We start from the raw sequence: 16,006 nt of genomic DNA, 5'->3' as shown, positions 1-16,006 counted from the left end.
CTGCTATGAGCGGTCCAGTCACCTATCGTCTCGACGATTCCATCGCGTTCATCACGATGGACGACGGCAAGGTCAACGTCCTCGGCCCGACGATGCAGCAGGCATTGCAGGACGCGCTCGACCACGCGGACCGCGACGAGGCCAGCGCTGTCGTGATCGCCGGTAACGACCGGGTTTTCAGCGGCGGATTCGATCTCAAGGTCTTCAATTCCGGTGACATCCCGGCCGCCATCGACATGCTCAAGGGCGGCTTTGAGTTGTCGCACCGGCTGCTGTCCTACCCCAAGCCGGTGGTGATGGCCTGCACCGGGCACGCGATCGCGATGGGCGCCTTCCTGCTCGCCAGCGGCGACCATCGAATCGCCGCCCCCGGGTACAACATTCAGGCCAACGAGGTCGCGATCGGCATGACGATCCCTTACGCGGCCCTGGAAGTGATGAAGCTGCGGCTGACGCGCGCAGCGTTCCAGCAGTCGGCCGGGTTGGCCAAGACGTTCTTCGGTGATACCGCGTTGGCTTCCGGATGGGTCGACGAAATCGTGCTGCCCGACATGGTGCTGCGCCGCGCCGAGGAGGCCGCCCGGGACTTCGCCACGCTGAAGGGGCACGCCCACGCCGCGACCAAGCTGCGGGCCCGGGCCGAGGCGTTGACGGCAATTCGCGCCGGAATCGACAACATGGCAGACGAATTCGCTAGCTAGCGGGTCGCCGGAATCGTTCGAGGTATTCGTCCCAGTTCCACGCCGACAAGAAGTCGATCGCCTCGTTGTAACCGTTCTGATAGAGCTCTTGCTTCTGCTTGTCCTTGATGCCGAAGTCGAGGAACCCGACTTTCGACGAGTCGACGCGGATCGCGCGTGAGTCGACCCAAGGCTGATTCAGGTAGGCCTGGTCGCGGCCCACAATCATCGTGGTGATCAATGCCTCGATCAACGGCGGGCCACCGAAGAGCCAATTGACCGGCGCCAGAGCGGGAATCACCTTGTCGTTGCCCTGCGGCAGGTTGGGCAGCAGGGTGACCCCGAAGGTGGGCCAACGAGGCAGCCTGCCGTCACGCCGGTCGAAGGAGTCGATCGGGAAATTCGACAGCATGCCGCCGTCGACGAGGGTCGAGGTCAAACCGCTGGCGCTGGTCAGCTTGGTGGTCCGGAAAAAGAACGGGATCGACATCGATGCCCGCACCGCATCGGCGACCGGTTGCTCGTCAGGATCGAGGCCGTAGAGCCGGCGGTAGTCCCATGGGAACCGGACCAGCTGGCCGGTGGTGACGTCGGCGGCCGTGACGACTAACCGGTAGCGCTGCTCTCGCGGCAGGTGTGGGGCGTCGATGGCCAGGTCGCCGAACGTGTGCACCCCGAGATTGGCCAGCTGAGACCGGATCCAGTCGTGGGCGAAATCGCCCTTGTAGATCCCGGTTTCGCTGACCACGCCCCACGCCGGTCCGAGTAGCGGAATGCTGGTGATCCGCGTCGGGTCGAGGAATTTCTGGTACGGCAGCGTCATGGTCAGCTGCTCGACATCCTCGGGGCCGAGTTGGTCGGCGCCGGCCGCCAGGATCGCGCCGACGACCGAGCCGGCCGAGGTGCCGGAGACTCGCTGGATCGCGTAGCCGGCTTCCATCAGCGCGACGACAGCGCCGGAAAGCCCGATGCCCTTGACGCCGCCACCCGAAAGGACAAGGTCTGCCTTGAGTTCGGAGGTCACGTCCTCACGGTAGCGGCCGGGGTGATGAGGTCGAGGACTGCCTCATACCGTTGAGTGACGTCGTCGCGGTCGGATGCGTCGGCGACGGTGGCGAGGTTCGACCGCTGGATGGCCTCGGCCTGACGGATGAGCGCCGTTCGTCGTCGCCGGTCGGGTACCTGTTCGATGACTTTGGCGATGGCGTCGAGCTGGCGAATCATGATGGCGGGCATGCCGACTGCAGCCTGACGGATCGTGTCGAAGGTCCGCTCGACGAGACGGTCGAAGCTGGGTTGGAAGGCGATGACGCGGATGTCACCTTCGGCGTCGCGACGCACCCGGTGCGGGTGCCACATCGGGGCGATGCGGCACAGGCAGTCCGCGATCCAGTCGACGCACGTCATTCCGGTGAACGTGTCGTTGACCGCCGGCGACAAGGCCCGCAACGCTATCTCGACCAGTTGGTCGAAACCGAACGAAACATCTTGCGGCAGTGTGCGATACGCACCAGCGACATGTCCTAGTGCCAGATGTTCGGCAACCGAGCCGGCCGCCTCTGGGGGCCATACTTTCGCGATCACCTGACCGGCGACCATGAAGTGGCCGGGTCGATGCGGCAGCTGCACGACCGCATCGGCTTTGGTGGCGATCTTGACCAGGACGTCGTGCCGAATGACTTGCAGGTAGCCGCTGCGAGGTGTGCGGATCGGGGCACCCTCGTCCGCGAGTCGGGCCAGCAGCTCGTCCGGTGACGGCCCGCGGGCCGCGCCGACGCCGAATGCATCGGAGTTCTCCATCGCCGTGACCTCGTTGACCAACGTGGTGGCGATGTTCGCGATCACCACCGGCAGCTGGATCATGGTGGCGATGTGGTTGAGGAAGAAGATCAGCACCGCCACGTCGAGAAGCGTGAACAGCAGGGTCACCGTGATCGACAGGTGCGGCACGAAGTCACCGTGCGGACCGCCACCCACCGAGACCAGCGCGATCATCGCGTAGCAGAAGCTGGCCACGAAGGTGCCGAGCGATAGTTGAGTTCCGGGGTCGCGCACGAAGTTGCGCAGCATTCGCGGACCGAACTGCGTCGACGCCAGGGTGAGCGCCACGATGGTGATCGAGAAGACGATGCCGACGACGGTGATGATCGCGGCGGCGACGGTGGCCAGCAGCACCCGAGCGACGTCGGCGGTGCCACTGAGCACCCAGGTGGGTAGCCGGATCACGCCGTCGTAGGCTGACCGGTCGACGGCATAGGTCAGGCCGAAAAGTACGACGGCAGCGATGGTCTCGACCACGGGGACGAGCCACAGATTAGTTCTCAGCGCTTCTCGGCGCCAATCGGCCTCGGTGTATGGACCGCGCATTCGATCACATGTTAGGCGTGCCGGGTCATTTCCGCCCGCCTCTTGACGAGTTCTTTACGGCTGTGCCGAAACCCAGTCATAGGCAAGGAATTTGCCGTCGAAAGTCACCACGACGCGGTCGCCGGCCGGGTGTGGTCTCTTGCGCAGGTCGACGCTGAAGTTGATCGCGCTCATGATGCCGTCGCCGAAGTTCTCGTGGATGAGTTCTTTGAGTGCCGGGCCGTACACCTGCAGCGCCTCGTAGAAGCGGTAGATGGTCGGGTCGGTGGGCACCGCGGTCGGTAACCCGCCGCGCATCGGGACCGCGGCCAGCACTGGGATCGCAGACTCGTCGAGACCCAGCAACTCGACCAGCACCGTGCCCAGTTCGGCGGGTATTGGGTGCTGGCCGAGCAGGGCGGCCGTGGTCCAGACGACGGGACGGTTGATCGCGTCGGCCAGTTGCTGCCAGGTCAGGCCTTTCGCCAGACGGGCCAGCACAATTTGCTCGGTGATCTCGTTGCGGGTCATGAGCTACAGCATGCCGCAGCGGTGCAGACGTCGGGCTACAGGCGGACGAACGCCGCGGTGTCGTAGTAAGTCCGGAAGGCGTCGATCAGGTCGCCTTCGGTTTCCAGCACACTGACACCCTGGTAGCGGAAGTCGCTGCCGTCTTTGAGCGTGCCTTCGGACGTCCACTCGAGGAACGCGACTCGCTCGCCGCTGGCAACGCTCTGGAACGTCGCGTCTATGTCGTCGAACACATCGCGATAGCGCTCCCAGAATTCGCGAGCGCCGAGTCTTCCGTGCTCTTCGTGCGGCATGCCGGCTTTGCTGAGCGTCGCGTCGTCGGTGAACAAGTCGACAAGTGGTCCGGCATCACGGTTGCGGTGCAGGTCGGCCAATGCCGCGGTGAATCGTTCGGTGATTGCTTGCATACGCGTGGGTACCCGGACCCCGCGGGATGACACACGCCGTCACGCCGTCACGCCGACCGCCGCGCCGAAGCCAATTACCAACAGAACCAACATGTTTTGCTCCAAGGCGAATATCGCGGTCAGCGAGATCGTGAGTCAAAAGGACTTTGGACTCTGATCCCGAGGCATTGCGGCACTGAATCTGATCTGAACGGCCCTCGTGGCCGGGAGTGCCGAAGCGAAGGATCGGTAGCAGCATTTCACGTCGAGCAGGAGTTTTTCATGGCCAGGTATAGCGGCCGCACGCTCATTGCCACCACCTACGGTGTCGCATTGCTGACGGCTGTTGTCGTCTCGGCGTTGTGGGCCCACGACAGTCTCTTGACCGCACCCCCGGCCCGGCCCAGCGCGGTCGCCGTTCAGCCGGCCGGTGTGTTGCCGCCTTCGCTGCCAGCGCAAGCCCGTGGGTGGCTGCGCCAGGGTCAATCGGCGATCCACGACCTGTTCGTCGCGGGCGACTACGCCGTCATCGACGCGTCGGAGAAGAACGTCGCCGGGGCCGGGGTGGCCTGCCAATCCGCGAGTGCCGCCGCCGCCCGCCTCCAGGAACACCTACCGAGTCCGGACTCATCGGCGAACCTGTTGTTGCAGGAGGCAATTGGTGACTATAGGGCCGGAATACACCGCTGCCTTTCGGGTGCCCATGACAACGACGCCGCACGCCTGGATAGGTCGATGATCGACATCAAACGTGGCGGCGCCGAACTGCAGGATGCGATCGAGATCCTGATCGCCGACGAGCACATCGAATCTCCCGACCATCACAGGCTGACTGTGTAGCGCCCGTCCGACCATATGTGCGAACGACCATCAGAGATGATTACTCGCGGTCAGCCGTGGGTACGCTGCGCGCAACTGTTCCCGGCGGCTCATTGACGACGCGCCGTTCCCCAGTACGTTCAGGAAAGTTCGCCATGGCAGCGTCCCGTCAGTCGCCTAGCAGATATCAACGCGAGCAACGCTTTACGGTCGTCAGTTGGGCGGTGCTGGTCGCACTCGGCGCGCTGCTGGCCGCCTACCACAACTGGTCGACCGAACGATCGGCATCGTCGGACGACGGCGCCGCACCGCCGGTCGCGCCCACATTGACCATGCATGCCTGGCTGGACCAGTCTCAGCCCGCCATCAACGGGATGGTGGCCGCGCGCAACGACATTGCTGCCGCCGCGTCGCGCCAGGACATTGCGGCGACGGGCAAGGCATGTCGGCATGCCGCCGACGCGGTCACCGACCTTCGGGGCCACATGCCCAGCCCGGAGGCACCGGTGAATCAGTCGCTGCAGCAAGCGATCAGCAGCTACACCGCCGGGTTTCCATTCTGCGTGTCGGCGTCCGGCAATGTCGACGGCCAGGGCATGCAACTGGCGGCGCGATTCATCAGTGAAGGCGATACCGCGATGCAGTTGGCGCTCGACATCATGGCCGACGAGCCCGGCGGGCAGGGCGGCGCCTTCGGGGTGCTGATCGTCTAGCGGGTTTCCCGGCCCAACTTTGCCGTTCGCGGTTTGCCCAGAAATGCGTCGAGCAGTGGTTTATTGCGTACCGTGAGAGCGTGGCCGCCATAGACCGCAGCCGGACCGTCGCCGCCGACCCGCAAACCGTCTGGGACGTGCTGGCCGACTTCGGCTCGATCAGTTCGTGGGCCGACAACATCGACCATTCGTGCATCCTCAATCACGGCGAGCACCCGCTGGGCACTACCCGGCGCGTGCAGATCGGTCGCAACGCGCTGGTGGAGACCATCACCGAGTTCGATCCCCTACGTGCGCTGGCCTACGACGTCGACGGCCTGCCCCCGCGGATCCGGCGCTTCACCAACCGGTGGAGTCTGCGGCCGACCGGTGACGGCACGACGGTGACGCTGACCAGCACGGTGACCATCGGTCCTGGTCCGGTGCGCACGCTCGCCGAACGCGCCCTGTGCCGTCTGCAAACCCGACAGTCCGACATCATGCTTGCCGGTCTGGCGCAGCGATTGGAGGCCGCTGGTGACCGCTCGACCTGACGTCATCGTCCTATTGACCGACGAAGAACGCGCGATCCCCCCGTACGAGTCACCCGAGGTGCTCGCCTGGCGTCAGCGAACGCTGCTCGGACGCAAATGGTTTGACGATCACGGCGTCGCGTTCACCCGGCACTACACGGGGTCGCTGGCGTGTGCACCGAGCCGTCCGACGATCTTCACCGGGCACTACCCCGATCTGCACGGCGTCACCCAGACCGACGGCCTGGGCAAGATGCCGGACGACTCGCGGATGCGCTGGCTACGCGCGGGCGAGGTGCCCACGATGGGCAACTGGTTCCGCGCCGCCGGCTACGACACCCACTACGACGGCAAGTGGCACATCTCGCACGTCGACCTCCACGAGGCCGACGGCAGTGTGCTGCAGACCAACGACGAGGACGGCACCGTCGACCATGTCGCGGTGCACCGCTATCTCGACGCCGATCCCCTTGCGCCGTTTGGCTTCTCGGGGTGGGTCGGGCCGGAGCCGCACGGCGCGCTGCCAGGCAATGCCGGGGTGCGCCGCGACCCGTTGGTCGCAGACCGGGTCGTGACGTGGCTGATCGACCGGTATGCGCGACGTCGCACCGGTGATCCCTCGGCGCAACGGCCGTTCCTGTTGGTGGCCAGCTTCGTCAACCCGCACGACATCGTGTTGTTTCCGGGCTGGTTGCGCCGCAGCCCGATCAGGCCGTCGCCGCTGGACCCGCCGCACGTGCCCGCGGCTCCCACCGCCGACGAAGACCTGGCGAGCAAGCCGGCGGCGCAGATCGCGTTCCGCGAGGCCTATGCCAGCGGTTACGGTCCGGCGCCGATCATCGAGCGGGCTTACCGCGGCAACGCGCAGCGCTACCGCGACCTGTACTACCGGTTGCACGCCGAGGTGGACGGACCGATCGACCGGGTGCGCCGCGCCGTCACCGAGGGTGGCTCGGACGACGCGGTGTTGGTGCGGACGTCCGATCACGGCGATCTGCTTGGCGCACATGGTGGTTTGCATCAGAAGTGGTTCAACCTCTACGACGAGGCGACCCGGGTGCCGTTCGCGATCGCCCGGATCGGCTCAAGGGCGACGCAGCCGCGGGTGGTGTCGGCGCCGACGTCGCATGTCGACGTGTTGCCGACAGTGTTGGCCGCGGCCGGCGTGGATGTCTCCGCTGTGGCTGACGAACTGGCCGAGTCGTTCTCCGAGGTGCATCCGTTGCCTGGCCGGAACCTGATGCCAGTGGTGGACGGCGGGGCCGCCGACGAGGATCGGGCCGTCTACATCATGACCCGCGACAACATCCTCGAGGGCGACAGCGGCGCCTCGGCGGTTGCCCGCCGGTTGCGGCGGACGGCGAATCCCCCTGCGCTGATCCGCATCCGGGTGCCCGCCCACGTCGGGTCGAACTTCGAGGGCCTGGTGGTGCGCGTCGGTGCTCACCTGTGGAAGTTGGTGCGGACGTTCGACGATCCCGCGACTTGGACGGAGCCGGGGGTGCGTCACCTCGCCGCGAATGGGCTTGGCGGCGAAACCTATCGGATGAGCCCGCTCGACGACCAGTGGGAGCTCTACGACCTCACCACGGATCCGGTCGAGGCGCACAACCGGTGGACCGATCCGGATCTGCACGAGCTGCGGCAGCATTTGAGGACGAAGCTCAAACAGGCTCGCGCAAGCGCGATTCCGGAGCGCAACCGGCCGTGGCCGTATGTATCCCGGGGGCGCCGCTAGCCGCACCGTCCGCTTCTTGGCCCGTCTATCCCGGATACGGCGTTGTCGGGGACTTCACCAACACCTAGGCTCAGGTTTTATGCCTAGAGAGTCAGAGCTTGCCCGGCGTCTACTGGATCGGTTCGAGCCCATCCACGGCGTGACGTACTTCGCGCCCGAGGTGCGCGAGGCGCTGGACGGGTTGGGTTACAAGGGCTATTGGATGGGATATTTCGCCGCCCGCTCGGCGCCGCTGGGTACCGTACCGCCCGAGGTGGTGACCGCGATCTTCTACAACTTCGCGCCGTCACGGGTGGCCAAGTCGCTGTCGGCGGCGTGGGCCATCGCGGGACCTGACAAGGCGTTACGGGTCCGCGCCGAAACCGCGGTCGCGGTGCTGCGGCGCTATGGACTCGAGCCGGATGGAAACGTCGCGACCGCAGCCGAACTGCTCGGCAAGGCGGCTCGGAACGCGCCGCTGTGCGGTCGGCCGCTGTTCGCGGCGAACCGCGCGCTGCCGTGGCCGGACGAGCCGCTGGCCGCGTTGTGGCATGCCACGACCCTGCTGCGTGAGCACCGCGGCGACACCCACAACGCGGTGCTCAGCGCCGCCGGGGTGACGGGCCGGGAATGCAACGTGCTGCACGCCGCGGCGGGCGCGGTCCCGCGGGACTACATCGCCCGCACCCGCGACTATGACGACGAGGAGTGGCGCGCCCGGGAGCAGGGTCTGGCCGCGCGCGGACTGCTCGACGACGGGGGCGCGCTCACGCCCGCCGGGCAGGAACTCAAGGATTACGTCGAGCGAAGGACCGACGAGTTGTCGCTGGCTGTGCTCGACGTGCTGAGCGACGACGAGGTCGAGACGTTGTTCCAGGCGCTGACGCCAATCACGCGGACCGTGGTGGCCGGTGGAGACGTACCTGCGATGACCCCGATGGCGCTGCGCCGCAACGAGTTAGACGACAACAGCGCGCATCTGACCTAGCGGCCGAGCGGCTTGCAGAAGACGATCCCGTTGCCCTTGTTGTCGTAGACCACCGCGCGGCGCTCGTGGGCGTCGTCGTACGGGGCTTTTACGATCCCGCCGCCGCTGTCCTCGACGGACTTGGCCGCGGCGTCGACGTCATCGGTCTTGATGCCGACGACGACCTGACCCGGGATGGGATGGTCGACCTCGGTCGCCAGGGCGAGGGTGACCGGTCCGCCGTCGAGCGCCGCGAAGTGCGCGCCGTCGCGAAACTTCAGCCCGATGCCGAGGGTTTCGGTGTAGAACTTGATGGAATTGTCGAGATCGTCAGTCGACAGGATGATGAGCTTGACCTGGTAATCACTCATGGGGGCACCTCGTTTCATGGGCGTTATCGTCACGGTAACCCTTGTCGCTCTTCCGATTACTCGATTTGGCGAGCGTTCATAAAGTAATGACACATTTGAGTCGCCGATGGGCCGGCATCGTCTGGTTTTCCGGAGCGGCCGTCTATTTGACGCTCGAAGCTGTTGCCGCGTGCGCCTTTCGGCCGCACTACAGCTACCTGCGCAACTTCATCAGCGATCTCGGGGTGCCGGGCGTCCATTCGCCGCTGGCCTGGCTGATGAACGTCGGTTTCTGCGTGCAGGGTTCGCTGTTCTTGGCCGGTGCCGTGGCGTTTCGCAGAAGTGGGCTGCTGCCCGCCTGCGCCGCCGCGAACGCCGTCGGCAACGTGGTGATTGCGTTTTTTCACAGTGGATCAGTGCCGCATGCCGTCGGCGCAGTGTTAGCGATCGTGGGCGGAAACGCGACAGTGCTTGCGGCGTCGTCAATTGTCGGCGGCTGGCATCGCCGGGTGTCGATCGGCCTCGGGGTGTTTGGTCTGCTGAGTTTCGTGGTGTTCGTGATCGAGCTTGGCAATCCGACGTCGCCGCTCGGAGCAGTCGAGCGTTGCAGCGTCTACTCGATCACCGGGTGGCAATTGCTCACGGGCGCAAGGTTACTCAGCCAGCCGCCCAGTCTTTAGCCTTGTCCAGCTCGTCGAGCCCGAATACGGCAATCTCACCGGGAATCATCCACGCCAACGCGTGCAAGGTGTGGGCGACCCACGCCTTGTCGGAGACCACCGCGATTCGCTTGAACGCTGCGTGATGCGGCCACACCGTGCCGACGGCGACCTTCAGGTCCTCGAACAACCCGCCCGGGCCGAAGCCCTCGTAGTCGTCACCGATCACCTCGACGATCCTAATTTCGTCGGTGTTCATCATGTTTTCCATGGCGGGCTTGAGCTCGCGCAACTCGTCGCCGGTCAGCCGGCCCGAGACACGCACCCCGTTCACCCCGCTGGGCATATCCGACAGCAGTTCGATCATGACTCCACTATGCGCAAATCCGGTTCGCCGGGCCAGCGATGGTCGAGACTGGACTCATGACAGATGCCGACGCGGACCGGGTCGCGGTGTACCTCGACTTCGACAACATCGTGATCTCACGTTATGACCAGATCAACGGCCGCAGCTCGTTCCAGAAGGACAAAGCCAAGGGGCTGAAGGAAGACCGGCTGGCGCGGGCCACCGTCGATGTCGGCGCGATCATCGACTTCGCCTCGTCGTTCGGCACCCTGGTGCTGACTCGTGCCTACGCCGACTGGTCGTCGGAGGTCAACAATGGCTACCGCGAGCAATTGGTCAGTCGCGCAGTCGATTTGGTGCAGCTGTTTCCCGCGGCGGCCTACGGCAAGAACGGCGCCGACATCCGGCTGGCCGTCGACGCGGTCGAGGACATGTTCCGGCTGCCGGACCTGACGCACGTGGTGATCGTGGCCGGCGACTCGGACTACATCGCGTTGGCGCAGCGCTGCAAGCGGCTGGGCCGCTACGTGGTGGGTGTAGGCGTGGCCGGGTCGTCGAGCAGGGCGCTGGCCGCGGCATGCGACGACTTCGTCATCTACGACGCGCTGCCCGGCGTTCCGGTGCCCGAGCCCAAGACACGCGCGAAACCAACCGGCGACGAACCGCCCGCGCCCGACGCGCAAGCGGCCGCCACCGCGCTCCTGACCCGGGCGTTGCGGATCGGCACCGAGAAGGACGATGTCGACTGGCTTCACAACTCCGCGGTCAAGGCGCAGATGAAACGGATGGACCCGTCGTTCAGCGAAAAAGCCTTGGGCTTCAAATCTTTCAGCGACTTTCTCAGGTCGCGCTCGGACCTCGTCGAGCTGGACGAGAGCTCGACGACCCGGATGGTGCGGCTGCGCTAACGCTTCTCGCCCGAGATGAACCAATGCGTCGGCGACGCCTCTTCCAGGCCTTCGGGTGAGGGGCGCCCGTAGCTGGCCATCAGCTCGTCGGACGGCGTCGCGGTGACCTTCCAGCCGTGCCGGCGCAGCCAGTCGCTGACGTCTTCACGCTCCTCGAAGTACCACAGCTCGTCGGTCTTGGGCACCTCGATCGGCGAGCCCGCCTCGGCCATCAGCTCCCGGACGCGGTCCATCCGCGCGCGGCGCACATCACGCAGTTCCGGGACGGCGAACTCCGGTCCCAGGCCCTCGACGGCGATCCGGCTGCCAGGTGCTGCAAGCTCCTGGATGCGCTCGAACAGCCGGTCCTGGGCCGCGGCCGGCAGGTACATCAGCAGGCCCTCGATCGACCAGAAGCTCGGTTCCGACGGATCAAATCCGGCCTGGCGCAGCGCCGTTGGCCAGTCCTGGCGCAGATCGACCGCGACGGGGACACGATGGGCTTTCGGCTCGGCGCCGTGCTCGTGCAGGGTTTCGAGTTTGAAGTCCAGCACCCGGTCCTGGTCGAGCTCGTAGACTACTGCGCCGTCGGGCCACGGCAGCCGCCATGACCGTGCGTCCAGACCGGCGGCCAGGATCACCGCCTGGCGGACACCCGCATTGGCGGCGTCGATGAACTCGGTGTCAAAAAACTTTGTCCGCGTGGCGAAGTAGCTCACCAGCGATTGCATTCGCTGCGGCATGTCGGGTTCGGCCTCGACGACGGCGGCCGGCAGCTCGGGAGCGCCGTACCAATCCCACACGCCGTGCCCGACGCGGTCGAGGAACACTCGGGCGAACGGGTCGCTGATCAGCGGGTCGCTGCTCTCGGTGTCGGCGGCACGTGCCGCGGCCACACCGAGCGCCGTCGCGCCCACGCTCTCGGTGATTTCCCAGCTGTCGTCATCTGTTCTCGCCACGCCCCGACCCTACGTGAGCCGGGGATACGGAAGAATCACGGTCACCATGACCCACCCATCCACATCTCGACGGCCGCACATCATCCGGCTGGCCGTGTTTGCCGCGTTCCTGGTCGTGCTGTTCTATCTGCTGGCGGTCAAGCATGTGGTGAACATCGAGGACGTGCGGGGCTGGGTGAAGGCGACGGGTCCGCTGGCACCGTTCACCTACGTGGTGCTCTCGGCGGTGCTCGGAGCAATTTTCGTGCCGGGCCCGATTCTGGCGGCGAGCAGCGGGCTGTTGTTCGGACCGCTGCTGGGCGTGTTCGTGACCCTGGGCGCCACGGTCGGTACCGCGGTAGTGGCGGCCTTCCTGGGCCGCCGCGCGGGGCGTGACAGCGCGCGGGCGTTGATCGGTGCCGAGCGGGCCGACCGTCTGGATGCGCTGATTCAGCGACGCGGCCTGTGGGCGGTGGTCGGGCAACGGTTCATTCCGGGCCTGTCGGATGCGCTGGCCTCCTACGCGTTCGGGGCGTTCGGAGTTCCGTTGTGGCAGATGGCCGTTGGCGCGTTCATCGGGTCGGTGCCGCGGGCGTTCGTCTACACCGCGTTGGGCGCGTCGATCGGCAACAGGTCGCCGGTGCTGGCGTACGCGGCGATCGGGGTGTGGTGCGTGACGGCGGTGGTCGGCGCGTTCGCCGCCCGGCAGGGCTTTCGGAAATGGCGCAGCAGTGACGGGCGGGACTCCGCTGAAATCCCATCCGTCACATCGCCGGACCAATAGGCGATCTGCCCGCCTCTGAGCGAATTCAGCCCTGCTTCAGCGCCTCGATCGCTAGCGTGATCGTGACCTTGTCGCCGACGATCGCGCCGCCGCCGTCGAGCAAGTGCTCGCCGCCTACGCCGAAGTCTTTGCGGCTCAGTACAACCGAAGCATCGAAGCCAGCGACTTCTCCATGTCCCATGCCCGGGCTGACGCCGTTGAACGCCAGGGCCAGCGTGACCGGTTTGGTCACGCCCTTAAGGGTGAAATCGCCGTCGAGCAGGTAGTTGTCGCCGTCGGACCGCACCGAGGTCGATACGAACGTCGCGGTCGGAAATTCCTCGGTGTTGAAGAAGTCGGGGGCCTTGATGTGGGCGTCGCGTTGTTCATTGCCGGTGTCGATCGAGTTGACGTCGACCTCGGCGCTGACGGCGGGCGTACCGTCTTCGCCGATCGTGATTGCTCCGCTGAATTGGCCGAACCGGCCGTACGTCTTGCCGACGACCAGGTGACGCACTGCGAAATTGACCGATGAGTGGACTGGGTCGATCGCCCAGGTCCCGGCGGTCAGCTTGTGGGTGTCAACGGCTGCGGTCATGTCGTTCTCCTTTGAGTTGGGCCAAGCACACAATTTGACCCAACCGGACTGCGGTCCGGATTATTTCCGGCGTGTTCTCAGGCAGTCACTAGAGTCCGACGGCCTCGGCCGCCGCGGTCGCCACATCACCGCGCAGGTTCGAGATGGGCCGGCTGCCGCGCACATGGATCACGTTCGTGAGCAGGACGACGTAGGTATCGGAACCCGGGTCCAGCCAGAGCGAAGTTCCGGTGAAACCCGTGGCGCCGAAGCTGCCGACGGGGAAGATCAACCCGCGCGGCTTGGAAAAGTCCGTGTCGATGTCCCAGCCGAAACCGAACAGCTCCTGCCCGTCGATCGCCGGATAATGGGGGCCAAGCAGCGGATCGGTCGTGTTCGGCGTTCGTTCGAGGGCTTTTCGGACGGCCTCGTTCGCCGCGTCGACCTGCCCCGGGTGGTGTCCGGGCTGTTGAGGCGTCGTCATCACGGCCAGGGTCGCTGGTTGCAGCGGAAAGGCGCTGGGGCGGTTGGCAAGTCGATCGAGCAGCGCTTGCGCGAAGCGGCCGACGTCGCGCGCGGTCGAGAATACCCCGGCGTGCCCGGCGACGCCGCCCATTCGCCGCGCGGTCGGGTCGTGCACGACGCCCCGCAGCAGATGGCCGAAGTCGGGATTCTTGCTCGGGTCCGCGCTGCTCTGGTCGTCGACGGCGGTCGGCGCGATGCGCGACGTCAGGCTGGCCGGCGGCAAGTAGCGAGTTTCGGTCATCTCCAGCGGCGCGAAGATATTCTGCCGCGCGTAGTCGTCTTCTGCTGTGCCCGTCAGCCTTTCGACCATCGCCCCAAGCAGGATGTAGTTGATGTCGGAATACCGAAACTCGTCCCCCGGGCCCGACTGCAGCGGCGTAGTGATCGCCCGGCGAATGCCCTCGGCCTTGTCGGGCCGATCCAGGCCCCACGGGTCTGCGAGGTTGACGTCGATCGGCTCACCGGAGGTGTGGGTCAGCAGCATTCGGACCGTGACCCGTTGCCGCACTGGATCGTTGGCGGCGTTGAACTCCGACAGGTAGCTCTGGACGGGCTCGTCGAAGGCGAGCTTGCCCTGCTCGTAGAGCTGCATGACGGCGGTTGCGGTGGCGAGGGGTTTCGTCAGCGAGGCGATGTCGAAGATGGTGTCGTCGGTCATCGGCTCCGCGGGTGCGGGCGATCCGTCCAGGCCCGGTTCGCCGGCGAGTTTGCGGGAGCCGTACGCCTTGCGGAAGACGGTCCTGCCGCCGTGACCGATCTCGACCACGCCGCCGGGCAACTTGTCCGCGGCGATCGCGTCGTTCATCAGCCTGGAGATCGGCGCGAACTCAGTGGACCCCTGAGTCCCCGTCACGACATGGCTTTCACCGTGCCTCACTACGTACCGGGTCGAGGATGCCGTCACCAGCATCAGCAGGGCGATCACGACGACGACGGTTGTGCGCACTGTTCCGGCATCAGTCAGGCGGCATCGGGATCGGCGTCAGCGGATTGCCTTCCCGAATCGACGCACAGTTCTGTGGGATCGGCAGGCCGGCGAAGCGTTGCTTGATCCAGGTGTTCGCGCTGTTCAGCCAGATGGGAACGGCCCAGATGTGGCTGAGCGCGGTGTACTCCTCGTAGTACACCGCTACGCCTCGCGCGCAGTAGTCGCGGGCGAGCGTGCGTACATCGCCGGCGATCATCACGCCGTCGCCGGCGCCGATGCCCGGCTTGTTCCCCGGTGTGCCTTCCAGTTCACCGTTGGCGCCCTGACCGATGAACAGCGGAATCGTCGGCGTCCCAGCGGTTCCCATGATCAGCTGGTTGGCGCAGCCAACATAGAGCCCCAGGTTTTCCGGCATCGGATAGTCGGGGCTGACCAGGTCGCTCCACTTCAGCCCGGGATACTGACCGAGCACGTTGACGATCGACGCGGTCTGTAACTCCTGGAAGATCCTCGCGCCGCTGGGGCTCAGGTAGCGGGCCAGCTCGGTCTCGATCTCGAATGCGCGGGCGATGCCGACCAGCGCCATCGCCGCGACACCGGCCCAGAAGCCGGTTCCCTCGACGTAATGCAGGTTGTGCGCCGGGTCGACCAGTACGCCACCGATCGCCGCGCCGATCAAGCGCGCGTTGGCTTCGGGTGCGTAGGTCGGCGCCAGCTCAGCGGCCCACTCGGTGGCGATCGCACCGCCGGAATACCCGAGCATCGCGACGCGCGCATCGGCCGGGATGGTCGACGAATTGACCGCTGCGAGAATCGAATCGAGGGTGTTCATGCCGTACTCGGGTCCCGCGGCGAAGTCGGCGCGCTGGCCTTCGGTGTCAGGCACGATCACCGTGTAGCCGTCGGCGAGGAACGGGGCGAAGACTGCCGACTCGACGTTGATGATGAGGCCGCCGAGTCGAAGTCCACCCGAAATGGCATGGGACGGTTCGTCGTTGCGATTGAGTGAGTCGTAGGCGGACTGGTAGGAGATCACCTTGGTCGCGTCGAACTGGAACGGCGGCTTGATGATCGAGGTGACGTTGACGGTCGGCTTCCCGGTCTGGCTGGTCGACCGATAGAGCAATTGTGTGGTTTGCAGCAGCGTCGGAAAGCCGAACAGGTGGTAATGGAAGTGGCGAGTGTTCAGGACCGTGCCCGGTGCGATGCTGTCGAGCGGCGTGGAGCCGGTATAGGTGTAGAAGGGGTCGTCCCGCGGCAGGGGCGATGCCACCGCGATGCCCGGCACGGCGCTGCGGCCCGGATACCAGGCCGGCCGCGACGGTGTGGTCATGGGATCAACCTACCCATGCTGCGTGGTCG

General features: G+C 65.9%; 19 protein-coding genes. 9 read left to right on the top strand and 10 right to left on the bottom strand.

The features are described 5' to 3' along the window. The first annotated feature begins 5 nt into the window (after positions 1–5). Positions 6–701 carry a crotonase/enoyl-CoA hydratase family protein gene (locus tag MKK62_RS14235; RefSeq protein WP_240260227.1) on the top strand — a complete coding sequence of 232 codons (696 nt, stop codon included), beginning with the start codon at positions 6–8 and terminating at the stop codon, positions 699–701. Here the strand turns inward: MKK62_RS14235 and MKK62_RS14230 are convergent. From MKK62_RS14230 to MKK62_RS14215, 4 genes are read right to left on the bottom strand one after another with little or no spacing between them, the layout of a single operon-like run. Further along, positions 694–1,704: a patatin-like phospholipase family protein gene (locus tag MKK62_RS14230; protein WP_240260229.1), complete on the bottom strand. Its 1,011-nt coding sequence runs from the start codon at positions 1,702–1,704 to the stop codon at positions 694–696. The two genes, MKK62_RS14235 and MKK62_RS14230, sit on opposite strands and share 8 nt — an antisense overlap. Then, positions 1,701–3,047: a DUF2254 domain-containing protein gene (locus MKK62_RS14225; RefSeq protein WP_240260230.1), complete on the bottom strand. Its 1,347-nt coding sequence runs from the start codon at positions 3,045–3,047 to the stop codon at positions 1,701–1,703. The genes MKK62_RS14230 and MKK62_RS14225 overlap by 4 nt, the downstream gene beginning before the upstream one ends. Before the next feature lie 54 nt (positions 3,048–3,101). After that, the gene (gene cynS, locus MKK62_RS14220) at positions 3,102–3,557 is read right to left on the bottom strand and encodes a cyanase (protein WP_240260231.1); all 456 of its coding nucleotides are present in this window, start codon (positions 3,555–3,557) and stop codon (positions 3,102–3,104) included. Between the two features lie 35 nt (positions 3,558–3,592). Next, positions 3,593–3,964 carry a nuclear transport factor 2 family protein gene (locus tag MKK62_RS14215; RefSeq protein WP_240260234.1) on the bottom strand — a complete coding sequence of 124 codons (372 nt, stop codon included), beginning with the start codon at positions 3,962–3,964 and terminating at the stop codon, positions 3,593–3,595. Positions 3,965–4,225: 261 nt separating this feature from the next. Here MKK62_RS14215 and MKK62_RS14210 point away from each other — a divergent pair, with 261 nt between their 5' ends. From MKK62_RS14210 to MKK62_RS14190, 5 genes are all read left to right on the top strand, one after another. Further along, complete coding sequence (locus MKK62_RS14210; protein WP_240260235.1) at positions 4,226–4,783, top strand: hypothetical protein; 558 nt, start codon at positions 4,226–4,228, stop codon at positions 4,781–4,783. Between the two features lie 134 nt (positions 4,784–4,917). Further along, positions 4,918–5,475, top strand: a complete 558-nt coding sequence (locus MKK62_RS14205; protein WP_240260237.1) for a hypothetical protein — start codon at positions 4,918–4,920, stop codon at positions 5,473–5,475. An 80-nt stretch (positions 5,476–5,555) separates the two neighbouring features. Then, positions 5,556–6,008, top strand: a complete 453-nt coding sequence (locus MKK62_RS14200) for an SRPBCC family protein (RefSeq protein WP_240260239.1) — start codon at positions 5,556–5,558, stop codon at positions 6,006–6,008. Further along, positions 5,992–7,725, top strand: a complete 1,734-nt coding sequence (locus MKK62_RS14195; RefSeq protein WP_240260249.1) for a sulfatase-like hydrolase/transferase — start codon at positions 5,992–5,994, stop codon at positions 7,723–7,725. The genes MKK62_RS14200 and MKK62_RS14195 overlap by 17 nt, the downstream gene beginning before the upstream one ends. A gap of 79 nt (positions 7,726–7,804) precedes the next feature. Continuing rightward, positions 7,805–8,692 carry an SCO6745 family protein gene (locus MKK62_RS14190; protein WP_240260251.1) on the top strand — a complete coding sequence of 296 codons (888 nt, stop codon included), beginning with the start codon at positions 7,805–7,807 and terminating at the stop codon, positions 8,690–8,692. On the opposite strand, the gene MKK62_RS14185 is transcribed toward MKK62_RS14190, so the two are convergent. Beyond that, complete coding sequence (locus MKK62_RS14185; RefSeq protein ID WP_240260259.1) at positions 8,689–9,042, bottom strand: VOC family protein; 354 nt, start codon at positions 9,040–9,042, stop codon at positions 8,689–8,691. The genes MKK62_RS14190 and MKK62_RS14185 overlap by 4 nt on opposite strands. Positions 9,043–9,128: 86 nt before the next feature. Between MKK62_RS14185 and MKK62_RS14180 the strand changes: the two genes are divergently transcribed. Next, a complete protein-coding gene (locus MKK62_RS14180; protein WP_240260261.1) occupies positions 9,129–9,701 on the top strand; it encodes a DUF998 domain-containing protein in 573 nt (190 codons plus the stop codon). Here MKK62_RS14180 and MKK62_RS14175 read toward each other — a convergent pair. Continuing rightward, the gene (locus MKK62_RS14175; RefSeq protein ID WP_240260263.1) at positions 9,679–10,047 is read right to left on the bottom strand and encodes a SpoIIAA family protein; all 369 of its coding nucleotides are present in this window, start codon (positions 10,045–10,047) and stop codon (positions 9,679–9,681) included. The two genes, MKK62_RS14180 and MKK62_RS14175, sit on opposite strands and share 23 nt — an antisense overlap. A 56-nt stretch (positions 10,048–10,103) precedes the next feature. Here MKK62_RS14175 and MKK62_RS14170 point away from each other — a divergent pair, with 56 nt between their 5' ends. Beyond that, positions 10,104–10,934, top strand: a complete 831-nt coding sequence (locus MKK62_RS14170) for an NYN domain-containing protein (protein ID WP_240260272.1) — start codon at positions 10,104–10,106, stop codon at positions 10,932–10,934. Here MKK62_RS14170 and MKK62_RS14165 read toward each other — a convergent pair. Beyond that, positions 10,931–11,872 carry a class I SAM-dependent methyltransferase gene (locus MKK62_RS14165; protein ID WP_240260280.1) on the bottom strand — a complete coding sequence of 314 codons (942 nt, stop codon included), beginning with the start codon at positions 11,870–11,872 and terminating at the stop codon, positions 10,931–10,933. The two genes, MKK62_RS14170 and MKK62_RS14165, sit on opposite strands and share 4 nt — an antisense overlap. Positions 11,873–11,918: 46 nt before the next feature. Between MKK62_RS14165 and MKK62_RS14160 the strand changes: the two genes are divergently transcribed. Continuing rightward, a complete protein-coding gene (locus tag MKK62_RS14160) occupies positions 11,919–12,635 on the top strand; it encodes a TVP38/TMEM64 family protein (protein ID WP_240260282.1) in 717 nt (238 codons plus the stop codon). A 25-nt stretch (positions 12,636–12,660) separates the two neighbouring features. Here MKK62_RS14160 and MKK62_RS14155 read toward each other — a convergent pair whose 3' ends face one another. The 3 genes from MKK62_RS14155 to MKK62_RS14145 form a co-directional block, all read right to left on the bottom strand. Then, complete coding sequence (locus tag MKK62_RS14155; protein WP_240260284.1) at positions 12,661–13,212, bottom strand: YceI family protein; 552 nt, start codon at positions 13,210–13,212, stop codon at positions 12,661–12,663. Positions 13,213–13,300: 88 nt separating this feature from the next. Then, complete coding sequence (locus MKK62_RS14150) at positions 13,301–14,626, bottom strand: serine hydrolase domain-containing protein (protein WP_434085087.1); 1,326 nt, start codon at positions 14,624–14,626, stop codon at positions 13,301–13,303. Positions 14,627–14,672: 46 nt separating this feature from the next. Then, entirely contained in the window at positions 14,673–15,977 is a 1,305-nt protein-coding gene (locus tag MKK62_RS14145; protein WP_240260286.1) for a lipase family protein, read from the bottom strand. Between the last annotated feature and the right edge of the window lie 29 nt (positions 15,978–16,006).

This window comes from Mycobacterium paraterrae (assembly GCF_022430545.2).
In the GTDB taxonomy this organism is placed as follows: Bacteria; Actinomycetota; Actinomycetes; order Mycobacteriales; family Mycobacteriaceae; genus Mycobacterium; species Mycobacterium paraterrae.
This window is presented reverse-complemented; position numbering and strand designations above follow the sequence as displayed.